Raw genomic sequence first — 18,885 nt, forward strand, 5'->3', positions numbered from 1 at the left:
CGAACCCGCGCGCGAAACAATGCGCCGCTGAGCCAGGTCGCCGAAGGGAAATCTCTCCGCCCTAGTAGAAGAGCAGTTACCGATCAAGTCGACCAAGAGTTGGCGCTGGCGGCACGGCGAGAGAGCAATGCGAGGCAGGAGCACTTGATCAAGACGGCACGACCAAGGGCCGTGTTCATGCCGAATGGAAGATCGGCCTTTCAAATTCAGTCAAGAGGCATAGAATGAAAAAGCCCGGCGGGTTTAGCCGCCGGGCTTTTGGGTATGACTCCGTTACCCGAAGATAACGGTCATATTGTAGCAACGGCTCTCACCCCGGATAGCCACAATGGTTCCATTCTATATCAGGGACGATCTTCATGAACAACGAACCTCAAAGCTACACCTTGGGTCTTGATATCGGTATTGCCTCGGTCGGGTGGTGCATTCTCCTTAGCAAGAATCGCATCATTGATCTTGGCGTACGCGCATTTGACAAGGCCGAAATAGCCTCCAACAACCGAGCTCTGAACGGAAAACCTCTCAACCTGATCCGCCGCAACGCCCGCCTCGTTCGTCATCGGCTCTGTCGCCGCACAGTACGGCTAAAGCGACTGGCACGTTTGCTACGCGACTATGGCCTTGTCTCCAATGCCCGTTTCATCCAGAAGACCCCTACCACCATTTCGCCTTGGCACATGCGTGTCGATGGATTGAGGCGTCAGCTGACACCAGAGGAATGGGCTCGGGTCATTTACCACGTCGTGAAACATCGGGGATTTCACTGGGCAAGCCTCGCCGAAGAAAAGGCGGCGGAAGAAGACGACAAGGGTGATGGCGGTAAGGTCACGCAGGCACTAAAAACTGCCAAGGCAATGAAAGCAGAAAAGCAATACGACACCGCTGCCCAGATGGTGGTTGCCGAGTTCACTTCGGAACGTAAGGACAAAGAGGGGCATCCCACCCCGGACAAGAATGGTCGTCCAATCTATGAAGGCGCCACCCGCAACAAAGCAGGCGATTATGGAAAGTCGCTGTCGCGCATGCTCCTTGCCGATGAACTCAAGATGCTGTTCGACCGCCAGCGCGACTACCACAACCCTTATGCCCATCCTCAATTGGAAGAAGAGATTCTCGGCAACGGCGACCGCAAGAGCGGATTGTTCTGGGAACAGGAGCCTGCGCTAACAGGCCAGCAGTTGCTGGACCGACTCGGTCGATGCACCTTTGAAAAAACGGGCGGGCCGGATGGAAAAGGCGAATACCGCGCCCCGAAGGCCAGTTTTACCGCCGAGCGCCAAGTCTGGCTAACGCGACTAAACAATCTGAACATCGTCGTTGGTGGAACATTGCGCCGCCTGGCGGAAATTGACCAACAACTTCGGATTTCGCTGCCGCTGGCTTATGAAAAGGAGAAATTGACTTACAAGCAGTTGGGGGCCGCACTGGCCGATGCCGGCCTTCTGGAAAAAAATCGCTTCAAGTTCGCCGGACTCTCATACCCCAGCGATAAACAAAAGCTGGAAGACAAAGCCAAGGATCCCGAAGAAGCAACCCTCATCAAGCTGACCGGCTGGCACGACATCAAGAAAAAGTTGACGCAAAAACGTCTCAGCACTGAATGGCAGAGTATCGCCGGGCATGCGCAGGGCGGCGATCCCAACTTCCTGGATGACATTGCCTGGGTTCTGAGCGTGTACAAGGAGGACGATGAAATTCAACGGGAACTTGGCAAGCTGGCGTTACCCGGTGGAAGGCCAATGATCGATGCGCTACGGGAACTGAACTTTCAAGGGTTTCACAAGTTATCCCTAGAGGCACTGAGAAAGATCGTGCCCTACATGGAGAAGGGGCTGACCTACGACAAAGCCGTCGCGGCTATCCCCGATCCAAGATATGGCCACCACAGCCAGTTGCGTAAGCCAGCAGATGATGAGCCAACAAACGGCAAGTGTCTCTTGCCGCCACTCTACGAAGAACGGCGTGGCGCAGAACCACATAACATGAACAAGATGCTGATAAACGAAAAGGTGAACATAGAGATGGTGCCTGGCGGCATCCCTAACAATCCGGTCGTTCTGCGCGCCATCAACCAAGCGCGCAAGGTGGTCAATGCGGTCATCCGTCGGCAAAAAGGCCCGCCGACGGCGGTTCATATCGAAATGGCGCGTGACTTGACCAAGCCCTTCGAGGAACGCAGCCGAATAAACCAGGAAATTAAGGGCTACCAAGACCGGAACGAAAAGGACTGGGACGAATTTGTTCGTCAAGCGCCCTACATGGGATGGCGAGATACAGGAAAGCCGAAAGGTGCCGACTTCGAAAAATGGCAGCTTTATCGAGAACAACAAGGGAAGAGCGTCTACCCGATCATGCCGGATGACCAAGGCATCTGCGCTTATTCCTTCGAACCGATCGACTTGCATCGCCTCCTTGATCCTGGTTACGTGGAAGTCGACCATGCCCTGCCCTACGCGCGCAGCTTCGACGACAGCAAGCTCAACAAGGTGTTGGTGCTGAGAAAGCAGAACCAGGACAAAGGCGACCGCACGCCTTACGAATACCTCACCGAACTGGACGGTGGCACGGAAGGGCCTCGCTGGCAACACTTCGTGGCCTTCGTCGAAAACAACAAGGCCTACCGGCAGGCCAAAAAGAATCGCCTGATGAAGAAACATTTCGACGACGAAGACACCGCTAAATTCCGCGAACGTAACCTAAACGACACCCGCTACATATGCCGCTTCTTCAAGAACTATGTCGAGCGCTACCTGCTCCGCGGAGACGATCAATCTAAGCGATGTGTCGTCGTCAGCGGAGCACTGACCTCTCTACTTCGCGCCCGCTGGAGCCTGAAAAAAGATAGGTCCAAGAACGACCGCCATCACGCTATAGATGCCGCCATCGTTGCAGCATGCGGCCATCAGGTAGTTCAGCGGCTCTCCAATCTTGTCCGGCAAGAGGGATGGATTCACAAACCAGAGCAAGGCGGTTACGTAAATGCCGAGACCGGTTGGTTTCTCCCCACCAAGGACTTTGTTCGCCAGGATTCTGTATTGAAACTATTCCCTCTTCCTTGGAAGCATTTCAGGGAAGAACTGGAGGCCAGAGTGTCAATAAGCGATCCGGACAATCTGCGCGACGAAATATCGAGGCTCGGAACCTACCCGGAGGAAGCAGTTAATGCGCTGAAGCCACTCTTTGTTTCCCGCGCGGTGCAACGCCGGAACGGTGGAGCCGCCCACGCCGACACAATCTACGCAACGCCAAAGCCAGGCCAAGCGCTACGTATCAAGGACAAACCGGGCAAGAAGGCGAGTGTTCAGCAAAAAGAAGACAGTGAATACCGCAGAGCGACGCCAGAGGAAATGTCTGGCATGGTTGTCAAACGTGTCGGCCTGCTTGATATCGACGAGAAAGGAAACTACAAACTGACCGCTGACATGCTAAACAACATGGTGGACTACGACCGCGATGAGAGAATGCGAGAAGTGATCGACAAGTGGATCACTGAACGCGACAAACGAAAGGTAAGGGCCAAGGAGATCGTAGCCAGCCTTGGCAAAGGAAAAGACCGGCGAAAACCCACAGAGACAGAGCAGAAAGAGCTCGACGAGTCACGCACTCTGCCTTGCAAACCCAAAAACATTGATCCCAAAGACGGTCCGTTTACAGGACCAATCATCCGTAAAATCAAGTTGAACGCTGGAAAAAAAAGTGGCATCCCGGTTCGCGGCGGGATTGCGATGAATGAGACCATGCTTCGGGTAGATGTGTTCCGACACAAGGAAGACAAGAAATACCATTTGGTGCCTATCTACGTACATCACGCGGCGGGGAAAAAAGCGCTGCCTAACAAAGCAATTGTGGCCTACAAGGATCAAGACGAGTGGACGCTGATCGACGATAGTTTCGATTGGTGTTTTTCGCTGCACTCAAACGATCTCGTAAAAATCACTCAGCGATCAGGGGACGTAATTTCCGGCTATTTCCGAAGTTGTCATAGTGGTACAGGTGCGATAAACGTAGCCTTGCATGATCGAAATGCGCTTGGCGAAAAAACGACTAGCCTGGCATTCAGTACCAAGAATCCAGGAAAGGCAATCCCCAATGACAAACTCGGCCTGATAGAGAGTATTGGCGTCAAGATGGCCGCGAATTTCGAGAAGCTCCACGTCGACGTCCTCGGCAACATCTACCCCGCGCCGCAGGAGCAGCGTCGTGGTCTGGCGTAGCGTCATGATTTCCCGTCCCGCCAAGCTGCGGCGGGAACATTACTCGCTGGCCATTGAGCAGGAGGAAACAGCCTTCGTACCCTTCGAAGACATTGCTGTCATCGTCCTCAACCACCGCGAAATCACCCTCACCCATCCGGTGCTCTCGGCCTGCGCCGAATACGGCATTGGCCTCTATGCCACGGGCAGCAACCATCAGCCGTCCGGCGTATTCTTGCCCTTCCTCTCCCACTCGCGCACCACACGCATGATGCGCCGGCAGCTCAACGTGGCGAAGCCGACGACCAAGCAGGCATGGGCCTGTGTCGTCCGGCGCAAGATCGAGAATCAGGCGGCCTGTTTGCGGCTTTCCGGCAAGAAGGGAATCGACCGGCTTGCCTCCTACGCCCGGCGAGTACGCTCCGGCGATCCCGACAACATGGAGGCGCAGGCCGCAGCCTTCTACTTCGCGCAACTCTATGGAAAGGACTTCCATCGTGCCGAGGAACGCTGGACCAATTCGGCGCTGGACTATGGCTACGCAGTACTGCGCGGCGCCATTGCGCGCGGGCTGGTCGCCCACGGCCTCCATCCGACCGTTGGCCTGTTCCACGACAGCGAACAGAATGCCTTCAACCTGGCGGACGACCTGATCGAGCCTTTCCGTCCGCTCGTCGACCTGCATGTCACAAAGCATGGGGCCACCACCGAAGGAGAACTCATTCCTGCGGACAAGGCGGCGCTGGTCGCTCTGCTCAACGTGGATGTCGGTATGCCCCAAGGACGCATGTCGGTTCTGTCGGCAATCGAGTACGCGGTGGAAAGCCTGGTGCGGATTTATGAGGAAGACACCAAGGAGCTCGACCTGCCAGTCTTGATCGGCCTCCAGGCGCACCGGCTGGAGTGCTGAGTGGGCACCGAGACGAGGCGATACATGCGCTTGCTCGTCTTCTTCGATCTGCCCATGGTCACCAAGGCCGAGAAGCGGGCCTATGTGCAGTTCCGGCGCTTTCTCCTCAACGACGGCTACGACATGATCCAGTGGTCCGTCTATGGCCGAATCCTGAACGGGCACGACGCAGAGAAAAAGCACTTGGCAAGACTGGCGGAGAGCCTGCCACCCGAGGGATCGATCCGCTGCATGACGGTAACCGAGAAACAATTTGCCGGGATGCGTTTGCTGGTCGGCCTGCCGCTGTTTCAGGAAAAAAAGGTCCGCGCATCGCAAATGCTGCTCTTCTGAAACGAAAATAAAAAAGAAAAATCCCCACCCGGCCGAAGCCGGGTGGGGATCAAGGTTGAGTCAGATTGTAGCCATCCGGGGTGAGAGAGGGAGCTACGATTGTAGCCATCCGGGGTGAGAGAGGGAGCTACAACGATCAGCTTCGGCAGGGCGTCACCGATCTTGATTGTAGCCATCCGGGGTGAGAGAGGGAGCTACAACGATGGCGCTGTCGCGGTCGCTGGTGATGTAGATTGTAGCCATCCGGGGTGAGAGAGGGAGCTACAACCAGCGTCAGCGCGGGTCTGGCCCTTTTCGAGATTGTAGCCATCCGGGGTGAGAGAGGGAGCTACAACTCAGCCATGGCGCGGTCCTTTCTTCAGTGCGATTGTAGCCATCCGGGGTGAGAGAGGGAGCTACAACCCTCCAGGAACTGCCCCACCTTCACTTTTTGATTGTAGCCATCCGGGGTGAGAGAGGGAGCTACAACATCGCGGCGATTGCTTCCTTCTGGAGCGCCGATTGTAGCCATCCGGGGTGAGAGAGGGAGCTACAACCGCGACGGGCGGGGGACAGACTGGCCGTAGGATTGTAGCCATCCGGGGTGAGAGAGGGAGCTACAACTTCAGAAAATAAGGGGTTCTCGGGCTGCGCGATTGTAGCCATCCGGGGTGAGAGAGGGAGCTACAACTCATCAGAGGTGGTGGAACCATCGTGTTGCGATTGTAGCCATCCGGGGTGAGAGAGGGAGCTACAACTGCGCTTTCAATACCCCGCGCCCAGTGTCTGATTGTAGCCATCCGGGGTGAGAGAGGGAGCTACAACCGTGTATTGGGCATAGCGACCACACATGCGGATTGTAGCCATCCGGGGTGAGAGAGGGAGCTACAACTTAAAGAGCAACGGCGTGAAGACAGTTGGGGATTGTAGCCATCCGGGGTGAGAGAGGGAGCTACAACGCCCAGTTCGTAGGCGCGCGACTTGTTGGCGATTGTAGCCATCCGGGGTGAGAGAGGGAGCTACAACCCTGGTTGATCGACAACGATGCCGCCTATGGATTGTAGCCATCCGGGGTGAGAGAGGGAGCTACAACGCCCGGCGCATTGGGTTGCAGTGCGTCGATGATTGTAGCCATCCGGGGTGAGAGAGGGAGCTACAACTTCATTCCGAGTGGGTGCGCAAAAAACCTGCACACCCACTCGGAATGAAGTTCTTGCTTCGCAAGGTCAGCAAGAGTATGGCCGCTCGAATTTCGGGCCAAATATTACTGATTCGATCCCCGCCGGCGCCTTCCTGTTCCTCGACGCCGCAGCGCCGCGCAGCCTGACGATCGGCAGCCGCGAGCGGACGCAAATCCTTCGCGCCACATCCGGCGCTACCCGACAGCTATTTCACGGACATCAGGTAGCTTATGAAATTGCCTTTTTCGAAGGCGCGGCAATCCCGTTCATGGAGGTCCATGCAGTGCGCGGTGAAGTTCGCTTCCACTTTCTGGGCATCGGTGAAACGTTCGGGATTTGCCGAAGGCGCCAGCGGCTTGATGGGCAGCTTGGTCTGGATGTGTTTGCCTTCTTTCCGCGGATCTTCGGTATGACAACCGGAGCAGGTGAAGTCGCCCGATTGCCAGGTGCGCCGGACGAGGTAGAACTTCCGCCCGGCCTCTGCCGTGAAGGGCTGGTCCGAGACCGTCCCCCGCCCCTTCTCTTCTTTGACCTCGATCTTTGCCTGTGCGGCATAGGTCGCCAGGAGTTTGTTCATGACCGCGGACTGCTTCGCGGAAAGATTGCCTTCTGCATGAAGCGGAAGGGCGAACAAGCCAGCCAATGCCGCCAAAAGGTATGAATTTTTCATAGGGCCTCCCAGGTCGATGGATTGCGTTATCGTGCGAACGATCCATTTCATACCTTCGGGCCGCATCGCAGCTTGACCACCATCAACAAACGCGGTGCCATCCTGCGCCAGACGAATGGCCGCCACCGTGCGAGAGTCGGCGCTGGCGACACGGCGTTGATCGGTTCGAGCAAGGCCCGCGCGGCGGCATTCGGGTGCTTTCCAAGTCGAAGGTAGAATGCCTCTCGAACTTCTTGTGAAACCGCGCAACGCCCGATGACATCGCCGAAAATCCTGCTGACCAGGGCCTGGGGACGCCTCAATGTGCTGTTCGGGCGCGGCCTGGTGATCTCGGTCGGGTCGATCCTGATCGTCTGCCTCGCCGTCAGCGCCGGCGCCTTCCTGTTCCTCAACACCGCGGCGCCGCGCAGCCTGACGATCAGCAGCGGCCCGGCCGGCAGCACCTTCCATCGCACCGCCGAGAAATACCAGAAGATCCTCGCCCGCGAAGGCGTCAAGCTGAAGATCCTGCCTTCCGACGGCTCGCCGGAAAACCTGCGGCGGCTGGCGGACGCCAAGGCCGGCGTCGATATCGGTTTCGTGCTCGGCGGCGCGGCCGGCGACAAGGACTTCGACCAGTTGATGTCGCTCGGCAGCGTGTCCTACCAGCCGCTGATGGTCTTCTATCGCGGCGAGAAGCGCGAGCTGCTGTCCCAGTTCAAGGGCAAGCGCCTCAACGTCGGCCCCGCCGGCAGCGGTCCGCATGCCCTGGCGCTGGCGCTGCTCAAGGCCAACGGCATTGTTCCCGGCGCCGACACCATCCTCGACGAGACCGATTTCGACGACCCGGGCAAGGAATTGCGCGAAGGGCGCGTCGATGCGGTGTTCCTGATGGGCGATTCGACCGCCAGCAGCGTGATGCGCAAGCTGATACGCGACGGCAGCGTGCGCCTGTTCAGCTTCGTCCAGACCGATGCCTATGTGCGCCGCGTCAAGGTTCTCAACAAGCTCCTGCTGCCGCGCGGCGGCCTCGACCTGGGGCAGGACCTGCCGCCCGAGGACGTGTACCTGGTCGGCCCGACGGTGCAACTGGTGGCGCGCGAATCGCTGCACCCGGCGCTGTCGGATCTGCTGCTGGAAGCGGCGCGCGAAGTCCATGGCTCGGCCGGCCTGCTCCGCAAGCGCGGCGAGTTTCCGGCGGCGCAGGAGGGCGACTTCCGCATCAGCGCCGATGCCACGCGCTATTACGCGTCGGGCAAGAGCTTCCTCTACGGCACCTTCCCCTTCTGGCTGGCAAGCCTGATCGCGCGCGTGCTGGCCTTCCTGGTTCCGGTCGTGCTGCTGCTCCTGCCGGCCCTCAAGTTCGCGCCCATGATCTACCGCTGGCGCATCGAATCGCGCATCTATCGCTGGTACCAGGTGCTGCTGGAACTGGAGCGCGAGGCCTTCAAGCCGCCGATGGATGCGGCGCGGCGCGGGGAGCTGCTGCGCCAGCTCGACCACATCGAGACCGCGGTCAACCGCATCGTGATTCCGGCCTCCTTCGGCGACCTGTTCTACGGTTTGCGCGGCCACATCAACTTCGTGCGCCAGAGCCTGCTCGCGCATCTCCCACCCGACCAGACCGACACGCCGGCGTAAGGTCGGCCAAACTCGGCTGGCGCCGACTACAGACCGAGCGTGATGCGGGCGGTGACGAAGCGCGCTTCGATGCGCGGGAAATGGTCGGCGAAGCTGCGCCAGTCGATGCCCATGCGCGCGCAGGAGAGGACCGACAGATTCGGCACCCTGGCGTCGTCGAAGCCCCCCAGGTCGAGCGCGTAACTGAGCACCTCGGCCACATGCACGACATCGGCCAGTTCGCTTTCCGGCTCGTGCTGGTCCGAGACATGATGGGCGGCAATCGCGTCGGCGACGGCTTCGGGCAATTTCCACAGTCGCGCCAGCTCGCCGCCGACATGGGCGTGATCGAGCCCCAGGTACTCGCGCTCGGCCTCGACGATGTCCATGTCGCGCTCGGCCTTCAGCGTCAGCATCTGGCCGTAGGCAGCCGAATTGACGGCGAACAGCAGCAGTTGCCCGATGTCGTGCAGCAGCCCGGCGGTGTAGGCGATATCGGGGTCCAGCCCGGCAATGCGCGCCACTTCCTGCGCGCAGACGGCGACGCCGACGCTATGCAGCCAGAGGCGATGGGCATCGAAAGGCGGCGCCGCCTTGTAGCGGTCGATGATGGCGGTGGCCAGCGTGATGTCGCGCACGCGGCCGACGCCGAGCAGCATGATCGCCTGGCGCACCGAGGTGATCCGCCCGCCGGTGCCCAGCGCGCCGGCATTGGCGGCCGCCAGCAGACGCGCCACGATGGCCGGATCGCTGACGATATGCGTGCTCAGGGATTCGACGCTGGCTTCCTCGTCGCCCAGCATGTCGATGATCTGCGCCACGATCTGCGGCAGCGCCGGCAGCTTCGCTGCCTGCGCCAGAACCTGGTCGAGGGACAGGCGCAGGTTCATGGGACTGCCCTCCCCCCGGCCGTCTGGCAAAGGCAGGGGGTGACGGTGGTTCGCCGCTGCGCGACTCCGTAGCTTGGCTGCGCCCCCTTTGGGACGGCCCGGCAGGGGACGCTCATGACGCCGCGCGCCGCCTATAGTCGGCGATGCTCGCCGCGAGTTCTTCGCGGGCGGCGCTGCCGGGGCCGCGGAACAGGTGGGCGACGCGGGCCGCGGCAGCGGCGATGTCGCGTTCGATCTGCTCCGCATCGCGGGTTTCTTCCTGTGCCACGTGGATGCAGTCGATGCCGCGCTGGATCAGGTGCCGCAGGTGCTCGACTTCCAGTTCGGTGCCGGCCGGCAGCAACACCTCGCCATCGGCGCGGCGCACGGGCAGCGCCAGACGCTGGCCCGGCGTCGCGGCCAGGGTGGACATGCAAATGCTGCGTTCAGCCATAAGCGAAGCTCCCAAATTCCTCGTTATCGTGCTTCGAGTCTACCCGAGGCGGCGGGCGCCGTGGCGCGCCGTCAATCGCGCAATTCGTCCACCTTCAGCAAGAGTTGCCGTTGGCGGGACGCCGAGCGCGTGCCGTAAACCGTGGCCGCCGACGAACCGCTGCTCTGCGCGCCGGCCGAAGCGCCGAGTTCGATCCACTCGCCGAGCCGGCCGCTGACCGTGGTGACCAGGCGCTGGATATTGACCGAACCGGGAAGCGCGCCCGGCGTGTCGTCGCGCGGGCTGATTTCGAGCGTCACGCGCTCGCCGTTGAGGCGCGGCACGGCGACAAAGCCGGTGCCCAGGTCGCGCTGCACCAGGCTTTCCGATACCACCACGCCGGCCGGCGTCATGACCACCTGGCGCAAGGGCACGATCAGGGATTCGCCGACCAGGATCGCCGCGCGTCCGCCATCGACGGTCTGCACCTGCTGCTGGGTGTCGCGCCGGCTGCGGCGGTCGGATTGGTAGACCCGGGCGCGGCCGCCGATCGCCGCGCCGTCGCCGCCGATTTCGATCCGGGCCGAGGCCCCGCCGCCGCCTGCCTCGCCGGTAGTCGTCGCGCCCTGGCGCACGCTGATCATCAGCCGCCGCAGCGGCGTATCGAGCGCGGCGACGAGCTTCCTGATCTCGGCCTGGTTGCGGCCCGAGGCGCGCAGGAACAACTGGTCGTTCCTGCCGCTCAATGCGCCGCCCGGCTCGACGAAAGGCGCCAGTTGCGGCAGCAGTTGTTCGGCGCTGCGATGCTTGAGGTTGATGATCTCCAGGGTCTGGCCCCAGGCCAGCGAACACAGCATAAGCACAGCAAAGAGAAGTCGTTTCATGCCGGACCCCACTGACTCTATACTGCCGCCCTCCACCTTTCCGAGGAAGACCGAGAATGAAAATCGAAACCATCGCCGTGCATGGCGGTTACAGCCCCGATCCGACCACCAAGGCCGTCGCGGTGCCGATCTACCAGACCACATCCTACGCTTTCGACGACACCCAGCACGGCGCCGATCTGTTCGACCTCAAGGTGGCCGGCAACATCTACACGCGCATCATGAACCCGACCACCGACGTGCTGGAGAAGCGCATGGCGGAACTCGAAGGCGGCATCGCGGCGCTCGGCGTGGCCTCGGGCATGGCGGCAATCACCTACGCGATCCAGACCATCGCCGAAGCCGGCGACAACATCGTCTCGGTCGGCACGCTCTACGGCGGCACCTACAACCTGTTCGCCCACACCCTGCCGCAGTACGGCATCGAGGTACGCTTCGCCGACTATCGCAACCCGGAAAGTTTCAAGCCGCTGATCGACGGCCGCACCAAGGCCCTGTATTGCGAGTCGATCGGCAACCCGCTGGGCAACGTGGCCGACCTTGCCGCACTGGCGAAGATCGCCCATGACGCCGGCGTACCGCTGATCGTGGACAACACGGTGCCCACGCCCTACCTCTGCCGCCCCTTCGAGCACGGCGCCGACATCGTGGTCCATGCGCTGACCAAATACCTGGGCGGCCATGGCACCAGCATCGGCGGCGTGATCGTCGATTCCGGCAGGTTCCCCTGGGCGACGCACAAGGCCCGCTTCAAGCGCCTCAACGAACCCGACGTGTCCTACCACGGCGTGGTCTACACCGAAGCCCTCGGCCCCGCGGCCTTCATCGGCCGCGCCCGCGTGGTGCCGCTGCGGAACACCGGCGCGGCGATCTCGCCCTTCAATTCCTTCCTGATCCTGCAGGGCATCGAAACCCTGGCGCTGCGCATGGACCGCATCTGCGAGAACACGCTGGCCGTCGCCAACTACCTCAAGGGCCACGCCAAGGTGAAGTGGGTCAATTACGCCGGCCTGCCCGACCACGCCGACCACGCGCTGATCCGGAAGTACATGGGCGGCCGCGCCTCGGGCATCCTGAGCTTCGGCGTCAATGGGCAGGGCGGCGGCATGGCGGCCGGCGGGCGTTTCCAGGATGCATTGAAGCTGGTCACGCGGCTGGTGAACATCGGCGACGCCAAGAGCCTCGCCTGCCATCCCGCCAGCACCACGCACCGCCAGCTGTCGGCGGAAGAGATGACGAAGGCCGGCGTCACCGAAGACATGGTGCGCCTGTCGATCGGCATCGAGCACATCGACGACATCAAGGCCGATCTGGAACAGGCGCTGGAGGCGGTTTAAAGAGAGATTACACATCCCCATCCCCTCCCCAGCCCTCCCCTTGAAGGGGAGGGAGTCACATTCGCCCTCCCCTTCAAGGGGGAGGAGGTTCTGCTCCCTCCCCTTCAAGGGGAGGGTTGGGGAGGGGATGGGGTAGCAACCGGCGTATCGCTCTGCAACGCCACCCAGATCACCTCGACCACCGCGTCGATCTCCTGCAGCACCTGGTTGTTCCAAAACCGCAGGACACGGAAACCGGCCTCGTGCAATCGTCCGTCGCGCAACTGATCCCGTTCATTCTCCAGATGCTGCCCGCCATCCACTTCCACAACCAACCGCTTTTCCAGGCAGACGAAGTCCAATACGTAGTCCAGGAACGGATGCTGACGGCGAAACTTGCATCCCGCAATCTGGCGACCGCGCAAGCATTGCCATAAGCGGATTTCGGCGTCGGTCACGTTCTTCCGCAGCTTTTGCTGAAGATGACTGTCGATGATTGAGTGGTTTGTCTGGGCTTTCATCCTAGCCCCATCCCCCTCCCGACCTCCCCCTTGAAGGGGGAGGAGTCTCGCCACCTTCGAGGGCCGAAGCGCACCCGCTCCCTCCCCTTCAAGGGGAGGGTTGGGGAGGGGATGGGGTACAAAGACTGCATCTTCTTCCCCTTCAGGTAATCACCGTCGGCCGCTCGCGCCCGCTGCGCGCCTTGAGTTGCGAGATCTCGTCGGCAATCGCAATCAGCGCCGCCAGGGACTGTTGCGCGTCGACCTGCTGCCGCGCCGGGTCGGCTTCGAAGGCTTCGAGGTAGAGGCGCAGCGTGGCACCTTCGGTGCCGGTGCCGGAGAGGCGGAAGACGATGCGCGAGCCGTCCTCGAAGACGATGCGCAGGCCCTGCCCGGTGCTGACGCTGCCGTCGATCGGATCGGTGTAGCTGAAGTCGTCGCAGAACTTCACCGTGTAGTCGCCGAAACGCCGCCCCGGCAGGTCGCGGTAGCGCTCCTTGACCTGCGCCATGATGCCGTTGGCAAGGTCGAGCGGCAGGCCCTCGTAATCGTGGCGCGAATAGACATTGCGGCCGAACACGGCCCAATGATCCTGGAGAACCTGCTCGACAGATTGCCGGCGGCTGGCGAGGATGTTGAGCCAGAACAGCACAGCCCAGAGGCCGTCCTTTTCGCGCACGTGGCTGGAGCCGGTGCCGAAGCTTTCCTCGCCGCAGAGCGTGACCTTGCCCGCATCCATCAGGTTGCCGAAGAACTTCCAGCCGGTCGGCGTTTCGAAGCAGGGCACGCCGAGTTTTTCGGCGACGCGGTCGGCCGCGGCGCTGGTCGGCATCGAGCGCGCGATGCCGGCGATGCCTTGGGCATAGCCGGGCGCCAGCGTGGCGTTCGCCGCGATCACGGCGAGGCTGTCGGAAGGCGTGACGAAGAAATGCCGGCCGAGGATCATGTTGCGGTCGCCGTCGCCGTCGGAAGCGGCGCCGAAGTCGGGTGCCGGGTTGGCGATATCGTTGCCGTACATGATCGCGACCAACTGGTCGGCGTAAGTCAGGTTGGGATCGGGATGGCCGCCGCCGAAATCCGCCAGCGGCACGCCGTTGATCACCGAACCGGCCGGCGCGCCGAGGCGCCGTTCGAGTATCTCGTGGGCATAGGGGCCGGTCACCGCGTGCATCGCGTCGAAGCACAGACGGAAGCCGCCGGCGAGCAGGGCGCGAATCGCACCGAAATCGAACAGCGATTCCATGAGTTCGGCGTAGTCGGCGACCGGGTCGATGACCTCGACCTGCATCGCGCCCAGGGCATGCGTTCCCGGCCGGTCGAGCGGCACGTCGGGCGCTTCGACGATGCGGTAGCTGCCCAGTTCGCGGCTGCGGGCGTAGATCGCGTCGGTGATCTTCTCCGGCGCCGGCCCGCCGTTGCCGGTGTTGTACTTGATGCCGAAATCGCCTGCGGGGCCGCCGGGGTTGTGGCTGGCGGACAGGATGATGCCGCCCAGGCATTTGTATTTGCGGATCACGCAGGACGCCGCAGGTGTCGAGAGTATGCCGCCCTGCCCGACCAGCACGCGGGCCATGCCGTTCGCCGCGGCCATGCGCAGGATGACCTGGATCGCCTCGCGGTTGTAGTAGCGCCCGTCGCCGCCCAGCGCCAGCGTGCTGCCTGGCGGCGCCATCGCATGGTCAAGAACGGTGTCGAACACGGCCTGGACGAAGTTCTCCAGGTAATGCGGCGACTGGAACACGGTGACCTTCTTGCGCAGGCCCGAGGTGCCGGGCTTCTGGTCGGTGAAGGGCGTCGTGGCGACCGTGACGATGTTCATCTGCGTCCTCCCGTTTGCTTGTTTGCGTTCGCCGCGGCCTGCGCCGCGAACGCCGCCAGCCCGCGTTCGACCGCGGCGCGCAGACGCTCGACGGTCTGTTCCACCGGCGCGCTGGCGGTGACTTCGAGGCCGAGCTCGCGCGCGATGCGGTTGATGCGTGCCGGGTAGAGCGGCACCCCGCCGGCATCGACCGCATCGATCACGTCCTTGCCGGCCTGCAGCTCGGGCGGCAGCTTGCCGCGTCGGCCGAAGAGCGAGTTCAGCGTCTTGAGCAGCCGCGCCCTGCGTTTCATCGGCATGCCGGCTCCCGAGGCTGCTGGCCTAGAGCCAGCGCTGCATCGAATAGCCGCCGACCAGCGGGCGTTGCAGGGCGGCGCTGGCGATCTGCCGGCCCCACTTGAATTCCTTGAACAGCACGATGAAGCGCCACATGTCGCGCAGCACGAGGCCGCGTTCGCGCCAGCTCAGTTTCATCAGCGCTTCGGGAAAGTCCGCCTCGTGCGGCCGCTCGAAGGCGATCTTCAGCGGGTTCCACTGGTCGCTGCAACGGCGCACTTCGGAGGCGATCATCTTGCGGTAGATCTCCTGCACCGGCCGGTTGCGCCGTTGCGCCTCGACGATCGCCTCGCCGGAAATCGCGCCCGAATGCAGGGCGCAGCTCATGCCTTCGCCGATCATGTTGAGGAAGCCGGCGGCCTGCCCGGTGACCAGCACGTTGCCCTTGCCGAAGACGTAGCGGTTGATCAGCGATGGCCCGAAGTTCTCGGCGCAGCCTTCATGATCGTCGTCGGCCGGCTTGAGGAGCACGCCGTGCTTGTCGCGCAGGTATTGCTCGACGACCTGATGCTTCTTCGCGAAGTTGTCGCCGCGCTTGAAGCCGACGCCGACGATCTGCCGTCCGTCGCGCGCATGGCTCCAGGTGTAGTGGCCGAGGCCGGGGTGGAACCAGAAATGGAAGTAGTCGGGCGAAAGCGGACAGTCGATGATCTCGTGGAACTTCTGGCCGACGAAGAACCAGGGGATCTGCTTCGTGTAGTCGGGATAGACGGCGCGCACCACCAGCGAACTGGGCCCGTCGGCGCCGATCACCTGGCGTGCGCGATACTCGACCGGCGCGCCATTCTGCCGGGCGTGTACCAGCACGTGGTCGCCCCGGTCCTCCAGCCCGACAAACGAGGTCTGGTCGTGCACCTCGGCGCCGCTGCGCTGGATTGCCCAGTGGTCGGAATACTTGCGATGCAGGTGCGGCGTGGTGCCGTGGAAGAAATCCATGGGCATGGAAACCATGCTCGGAAAATGGAAGGTCACGCCGCGACAGGCGGTCGGCTCGTGCAGGGTTTCGCGCGGCAGCGGGCCGAAATTCTCCAGCAGGAAGCGATGCCCGCGCGGCGAGAGGATGCCGCTGCAGATCTTGTGGCGCGGCAATTCCTTGCGCTCGAGAATTACGGTCTCCAGCCCGGCATCGACCAGCCGCTTGGCGGCGGCGGCGGCCGCCAGGCTGGCACCGACGATCACGACATCAACATTGCGCATGCGGTGTTTCCTTGTGGACCAGCTTCAATCTTGCGCCAACTCGGCGAGGTGCAGCACCGGAATGTCGCAGACGCGCTCGAAGGCGGCGCGATCGGCGAGGCTCTCGACCACGATGCGCGCAGGCCGGCGCCCCTGCAGCATCCAGCGCGCCTGCGCCAGATCGGCATCGGCCAGCGGCCCGGTGATGCGCGGCAGAGCCTGCGTCAGCGCCGGCATCGCGATGCGCTGCAAATCGAGATTCAGCGCGCAGCCGGTCTCGGCCTGCAGACGATCGTAGTAGGCGACCAGGCGTTCATAGTCGGCATGGTAGGCGCGCGGCTCGATCACGTAAAAGTCGGTGCTGGCGATACGGCGGCGAATCGGCATCAGGCTGGCCAGCGCCACGCCCAGGCTTTGCAGCCGCGCGCCGGGCAGCCAGTGGCGCAGTTGGCGCAGCAGCAGGCCGTCGCCGACCGCCAGCGTGCGTCCATCGAGACGGTCGAGGAAGCGCCGGCGCCGCGCGGGAGAAATTTCGCCGCCGGTTTCGAGTGCCAGCGCAATATCGGCGCCATCGTCCGCGGCGCAGGCGTAGCCGAGCAGCGCCTCGACGCGCGCCAGCAGTACGGGCTGCGCGCGCAAAGTCGGGCCGGGCAGGAACAGCGCGCCGGCCGCAGGCGCCTCGGCAGCGGCCGCCGCCAGCGCGAACTTGGCCTGCAGTGCGTCCAGTGCCTGCCGGTAAGGCAAGGCGGGCGACAGATGCTGCCGCAGCTCCATGACCATGCCCGACAGGTCGATGCCTTCGGGACACACGGGATCGCAGGCGCCGCACAGCGAGCAGGCTTCCAGCGGCGCCGTCAGTTCGGCTGCGGTGGCGCCGCACTGCCGGGCCCTGGCCAGGCCTTCGGGGCTGAAGCGCGGATCGCGGTGCTGGCGCCACATCGGGCACACCAGCCGGCACAGGCTGCAGCCGCTGCAGCGCGCATGGTCGATGGGGGCGGCGGCGAACATCAGAAAATCACGTCGCGGTTGAGGATCATGGCCGGATCGGCGCGGCGTTTCATGGCCAGATGCTTGTCCACCAGCGCGTCGCCGAAGATGCGCCGGATATAGCCCTTCATCATGCCGCCGAAGCGGTAATAGCTGGCGCCCAGATCGACGCCGATGTCGTAGATCGCGTTCTTGAAGGCCTGGAAATGGTCGCGGCTGTAGACCTCGCCCTCGATCATCGGCTCGAACTCGCAGCCATAGGCCCAGCCTTCCGCGTTCGGCGGCACGCAGGACATTTCGTAATGTGGCCGATGCTCGGGCCGCAGCTTGATGCCGACGCAATACAGCGTGTAGTGGCGGAAATACTTGCGGCAGACCGCGTTGCCGCGCTCCACGGCTTCGACGAACTTGTCGGCCGCCAGCGCCAGATCGGGGATCACCATGTTGCGCGAGCCCCAGTGCTTCCAGACCGCGCGCGAGAACACCACGCTGCGGTCATGCATCTTGCCCTCGCGCATGTATTCGGCGCGACGGAATTCGGGAAACACCGCCTGCTTGCGTTGCAGCAGGTAGAGCGCCTCGCCCGCCTTCCAGGGGCGCAGGGCGTAGTGCCCGAGCATGCACAGCGCGAAGCCGAATTCGCCGTGGCCGCGCAGGCGCGATTCCCAGTTGGCGCGAAACGCCGCCTCGCGCTCGTCCGAGTCGAAGGCCACCAGCAGGTTCACCGCGCAATCCATGATGGTGAGGATGCCCGAGTAGTCGCTGGCATCGTTGCGATCGAGCATCTGCAAATCCTCGATCGCGGTGCGCAGCGAGGAATAGTAGTAATAGTGCATGGACAGCGGCGTGTAGGGACGCACGCGCAGCGTCGCCTCGGTGATCACGCCGAACTGGCCGTAGCCGAGGATCACCCGCTGGAACAGTTCCGCATTCTCGCTGTCCGAACATTCGACGACCTCGCCGGTCGGCGTCACCACCTGCAGCGCGATAGCCTGGTCGGCGCTGCAGCCCAGCCGCGCCGAATTCACGTCGATGCCGCCGACGCCCAGCGTGCCGCCCACCGAGGAGGTCAGGTTGAGCGGCGCCGACAGGTAGTCGAGGTTCTCGCGGCGCAATTCCTCGGCCAGGCTGTGCCAGTAGATGCCGGCCTCGACGCGCACGGTCAGCGCCGTCGCGTCGATGGACAGCACCCGGCTCATGCCGGTCATGTCGAGCAGCACGCCGCCGAAGGCCACCGATTCGCCTTCCGTGGTCAGGCCGCCGCCCCGCACCGTGACCGGCACCCGATGCGCCTGCGCCGTCCTGAGCAGTGCCGCGACCTCGCCGGCGCTGCGCGCGATCACCACGCCATGCGGCTGGCCGTAAGCGGTGCCGCCGGCATCGGTGGCATACGCGCCGCAGGCCGCCCTGCCTTCGGCGAGTTCGACGCCGGCAGTGCGCAAGTCGGCGACGAAAGCCTGCCAGCCGGCGCCGTTCCAGCGCGACGGATTGGTCTGCTGGCGTTTGATGCCCTGCAAGGCATCGGGAGCGACCGGGCAGGGGCCGACGGTGCCGGGTTCAACGGGGAGGATTTTCAATCGATGAATCCTGTTGGGTGTGCGGCGAATAATACCCGGGTACGAAACCAGCAACCCATCTGTACCAAACATCACTGCTGTCCGGCTAAATCGCGAACAGATTCAATTGGTTGTTGATGATAC

The 18,885-nt window shown here is 62.8% G+C and carries 15 protein-coding genes and 1 CRISPR repeat array; of the genes, 5 read left to right on the forward strand and 10 right to left on the reverse strand.

What is annotated here, in order from left to right; all coding sequences use genetic code 11:
* Positions 1-359 precede the first annotated feature (359 nt).
* From cas9 to cas2, 3 genes are read left to right on the forward strand one after another with little or no spacing between them, the layout of a single operon-like run.
* Positions 360-4,214, forward strand: a complete 3,855-nt coding sequence (cas9, locus tag RMO95_RS21920) for a type II CRISPR RNA-guided endonuclease Cas9 (RefSeq protein WP_310452817.1) — start codon at positions 360-362, stop codon at positions 4,212-4,214.
* Between the two features lie 4 nt (positions 4,215-4,218).
* Positions 4,219-5,103 (forward strand): type II CRISPR-associated endonuclease Cas1, encoded by an 885-nt coding sequence (gene cas1 / locus RMO95_RS21925; RefSeq protein ID WP_310452818.1) that lies wholly within the window; start codon positions 4,219-4,221, stop codon positions 5,101-5,103.
* 24 nt (positions 5,104-5,127) lie between these two features.
* Positions 5,128-5,436, forward strand: coding sequence for a CRISPR-associated endonuclease Cas2 (gene cas2, locus RMO95_RS21930; protein ID WP_310452819.1), 309 nt, complete (start codon positions 5,128-5,130; stop codon positions 5,434-5,436).
* Positions 5,437-5,499: 63 nt separating this feature from the next.
* A CRISPR array of direct repeats spans positions 5,500-6,575; the repeat unit is 37 nt; unit sequence GATTGTAGCCATCCGGGGTGAGAGAGGGAGCTACAAC.
* Positions 6,576-6,801: 226 nt separating this feature from the next.
* Here cas2 and RMO95_RS21935 read toward each other — a convergent pair.
* The gene (locus RMO95_RS21935) at positions 6,802-7,392 is read right to left on the reverse strand and encodes a DUF1924 domain-containing protein (protein WP_310452820.1); all 591 of its coding nucleotides are present in this window, start codon (positions 7,390-7,392) and stop codon (positions 6,802-6,804) included.
* Positions 7,393-7,521: 129 nt separating this feature from the next.
* Here RMO95_RS21935 and RMO95_RS21940 point away from each other — a divergent pair, with 129 nt between their 5' ends.
* The gene (locus RMO95_RS21940) at positions 7,522-8,886 is read left to right on the forward strand and encodes a TAXI family TRAP transporter solute-binding subunit (protein ID WP_310452821.1); all 1,365 of its coding nucleotides are present in this window, start codon (positions 7,522-7,524) and stop codon (positions 8,884-8,886) included.
* A 26-nt stretch (positions 8,887-8,912) separates the two neighbouring features.
* Here RMO95_RS21940 and RMO95_RS21945 read toward each other — a convergent pair whose 3' ends face one another.
* From RMO95_RS21945 to RMO95_RS21955, 3 genes are all read right to left on the reverse strand, one after another.
* Positions 8,913-9,755 (reverse strand): HDOD domain-containing protein, encoded by an 843-nt coding sequence (locus RMO95_RS21945; protein ID WP_310452822.1) that lies wholly within the window; start codon positions 9,753-9,755, stop codon positions 8,913-8,915.
* Positions 9,756-9,867: 112 nt separating this feature from the next.
* A complete protein-coding gene (locus RMO95_RS21950) occupies positions 9,868-10,188 on the reverse strand; it encodes a hypothetical protein (protein ID WP_310452823.1) in 321 nt (106 codons plus the stop codon).
* Between the two features lie 71 nt (positions 10,189-10,259).
* Positions 10,260-11,051 carry a hypothetical protein gene (locus tag RMO95_RS21955; protein ID WP_310452824.1) on the reverse strand — a complete coding sequence of 264 codons (792 nt, stop codon included), beginning with the start codon at positions 11,049-11,051 and terminating at the stop codon, positions 10,260-10,262.
* 56 nt (positions 11,052-11,107) lie between these two features.
* On the opposite strand from RMO95_RS21955, the gene RMO95_RS21960 reads away from it, so the two are divergent.
* The gene (locus tag RMO95_RS21960) at positions 11,108-12,388 is read left to right on the forward strand and encodes an O-acetylhomoserine aminocarboxypropyltransferase/cysteine synthase family protein (RefSeq protein WP_310452825.1); all 1,281 of its coding nucleotides are present in this window, start codon (positions 11,108-11,110) and stop codon (positions 12,386-12,388) included.
* Positions 12,389-12,492: 104 nt separating this feature from the next.
* Here the strand turns inward: RMO95_RS21960 and RMO95_RS21965 are convergent, their stop codons facing one another.
* The 6 genes from RMO95_RS21965 to RMO95_RS21990 form a co-directional block, all read right to left on the reverse strand.
* Positions 12,493-12,888, reverse strand: a complete 396-nt coding sequence (locus tag RMO95_RS21965; RefSeq protein ID WP_310452826.1) for an endonuclease domain-containing protein — start codon at positions 12,886-12,888, stop codon at positions 12,493-12,495.
* A 142-nt stretch (positions 12,889-13,030) separates the two neighbouring features.
* Entirely contained in the window at positions 13,031-14,686 is a 1,656-nt protein-coding gene (locus RMO95_RS21970; RefSeq protein ID WP_310452827.1) for an alpha-D-glucose phosphate-specific phosphoglucomutase, read from the reverse strand.
* Positions 14,683-14,985: a hypothetical protein gene (locus RMO95_RS21975; protein ID WP_310452828.1), complete on the reverse strand. Its 303-nt coding sequence runs from the start codon at positions 14,983-14,985 to the stop codon at positions 14,683-14,685. Before RMO95_RS21975 ends, RMO95_RS21970 begins: the two co-directional genes overlap by 4 nt.
* Before the next feature lie 22 nt (positions 14,986-15,007).
* Positions 15,008-16,219, reverse strand: a complete 1,212-nt coding sequence (locus RMO95_RS21980; protein WP_310452829.1) for an NAD(P)/FAD-dependent oxidoreductase — start codon at positions 16,217-16,219, stop codon at positions 15,008-15,010.
* Positions 16,220-16,243: 24 nt separating this feature from the next.
* Positions 16,244-17,206 carry a 4Fe-4S dicluster domain-containing protein gene (locus tag RMO95_RS21985; RefSeq protein WP_310452830.1) on the reverse strand — a complete coding sequence of 321 codons (963 nt, stop codon included), beginning with the start codon at positions 17,204-17,206 and terminating at the stop codon, positions 16,244-16,246.
* Positions 17,206-18,762: an FAD-binding oxidoreductase gene (locus RMO95_RS21990; protein WP_310452831.1), complete on the reverse strand. Its 1,557-nt coding sequence runs from the start codon at positions 18,760-18,762 to the stop codon at positions 17,206-17,208. The genes RMO95_RS21985 and RMO95_RS21990 overlap by 1 nt, the downstream gene beginning before the upstream one ends.
* Between the last annotated feature and the right edge of the window lie 123 nt (positions 18,763-18,885).

Source organism: Sulfuritalea sp. (assembly GCF_031426875.1).
GTDB lineage: Bacteria > Pseudomonadota > Gammaproteobacteria > Burkholderiales > Rhodocyclaceae > Sulfuritalea.

Bases quoted from the DNA above. Each gene is read 5' to 3' on its own strand.
- RMO95_RS21985 (WP_310452830.1), bottom strand. From the start codon at position 17,206: ATGTTCGCCGCCGCCCCCATCGACCATGCGCGCTGCAGCGGCTGCAGC.
- RMO95_RS21945 (WP_310452822.1), bottom strand. From the start codon at position 9,755: ATGAACCTGCGCCTGTCCCTCGACCAGGTTCTGGCGCAGGCAGCGAAG.
- RMO95_RS21950 (WP_310452823.1), bottom strand. From the start codon at position 10,188: ATGGCTGAACGCAGCATTTGCATGTCCACCCTGGCCGCGACGCCGGGC.
- cas9 (WP_310452817.1), top strand. From the start codon at position 360: ATGAACAACGAACCTCAAAGCTACACCTTGGGTCTTGATATCGGTATT.
- RMO95_RS21965 (WP_310452826.1), bottom strand. From the start codon at position 12,888: ATGAAAGCCCAGACAAACCACTCAATCATCGACAGTCATCTTCAGCAA.
- RMO95_RS21960 (WP_310452825.1), top strand. From the start codon at position 11,108: ATGAAAATCGAAACCATCGCCGTGCATGGCGGTTACAGCCCCGATCCG.
- cas2 (WP_310452819.1), top strand. From the start codon at position 5,128: ATGCGCTTGCTCGTCTTCTTCGATCTGCCCATGGTCACCAAGGCCGAG.
- RMO95_RS21980 (WP_310452829.1), bottom strand. From the start codon at position 16,219: ATGCGCAATGTTGATGTCGTGATCGTCGGTGCCAGCCTGGCGGCCGCC.
- cas1 (WP_310452818.1), top strand. From the start codon at position 4,219: ATGATTTCCCGTCCCGCCAAGCTGCGGCGGGAACATTACTCGCTGGCC.
- RMO95_RS21940 (WP_310452821.1), top strand. From the start codon at position 7,522: ATGACATCGCCGAAAATCCTGCTGACCAGGGCCTGGGGACGCCTCAAT.
- RMO95_RS21975 (WP_310452828.1), bottom strand. From the start codon at position 14,985: ATGCCGATGAAACGCAGGGCGCGGCTGCTCAAGACGCTGAACTCGCTC.
- RMO95_RS21955 (WP_310452824.1), bottom strand. From the start codon at position 11,051: ATGAAACGACTTCTCTTTGCTGTGCTTATGCTGTGTTCGCTGGCCTGG.
- RMO95_RS21970 (WP_310452827.1), bottom strand. From the start codon at position 14,686: ATGAACATCGTCACGGTCGCCACGACGCCCTTCACCGACCAGAAGCCC.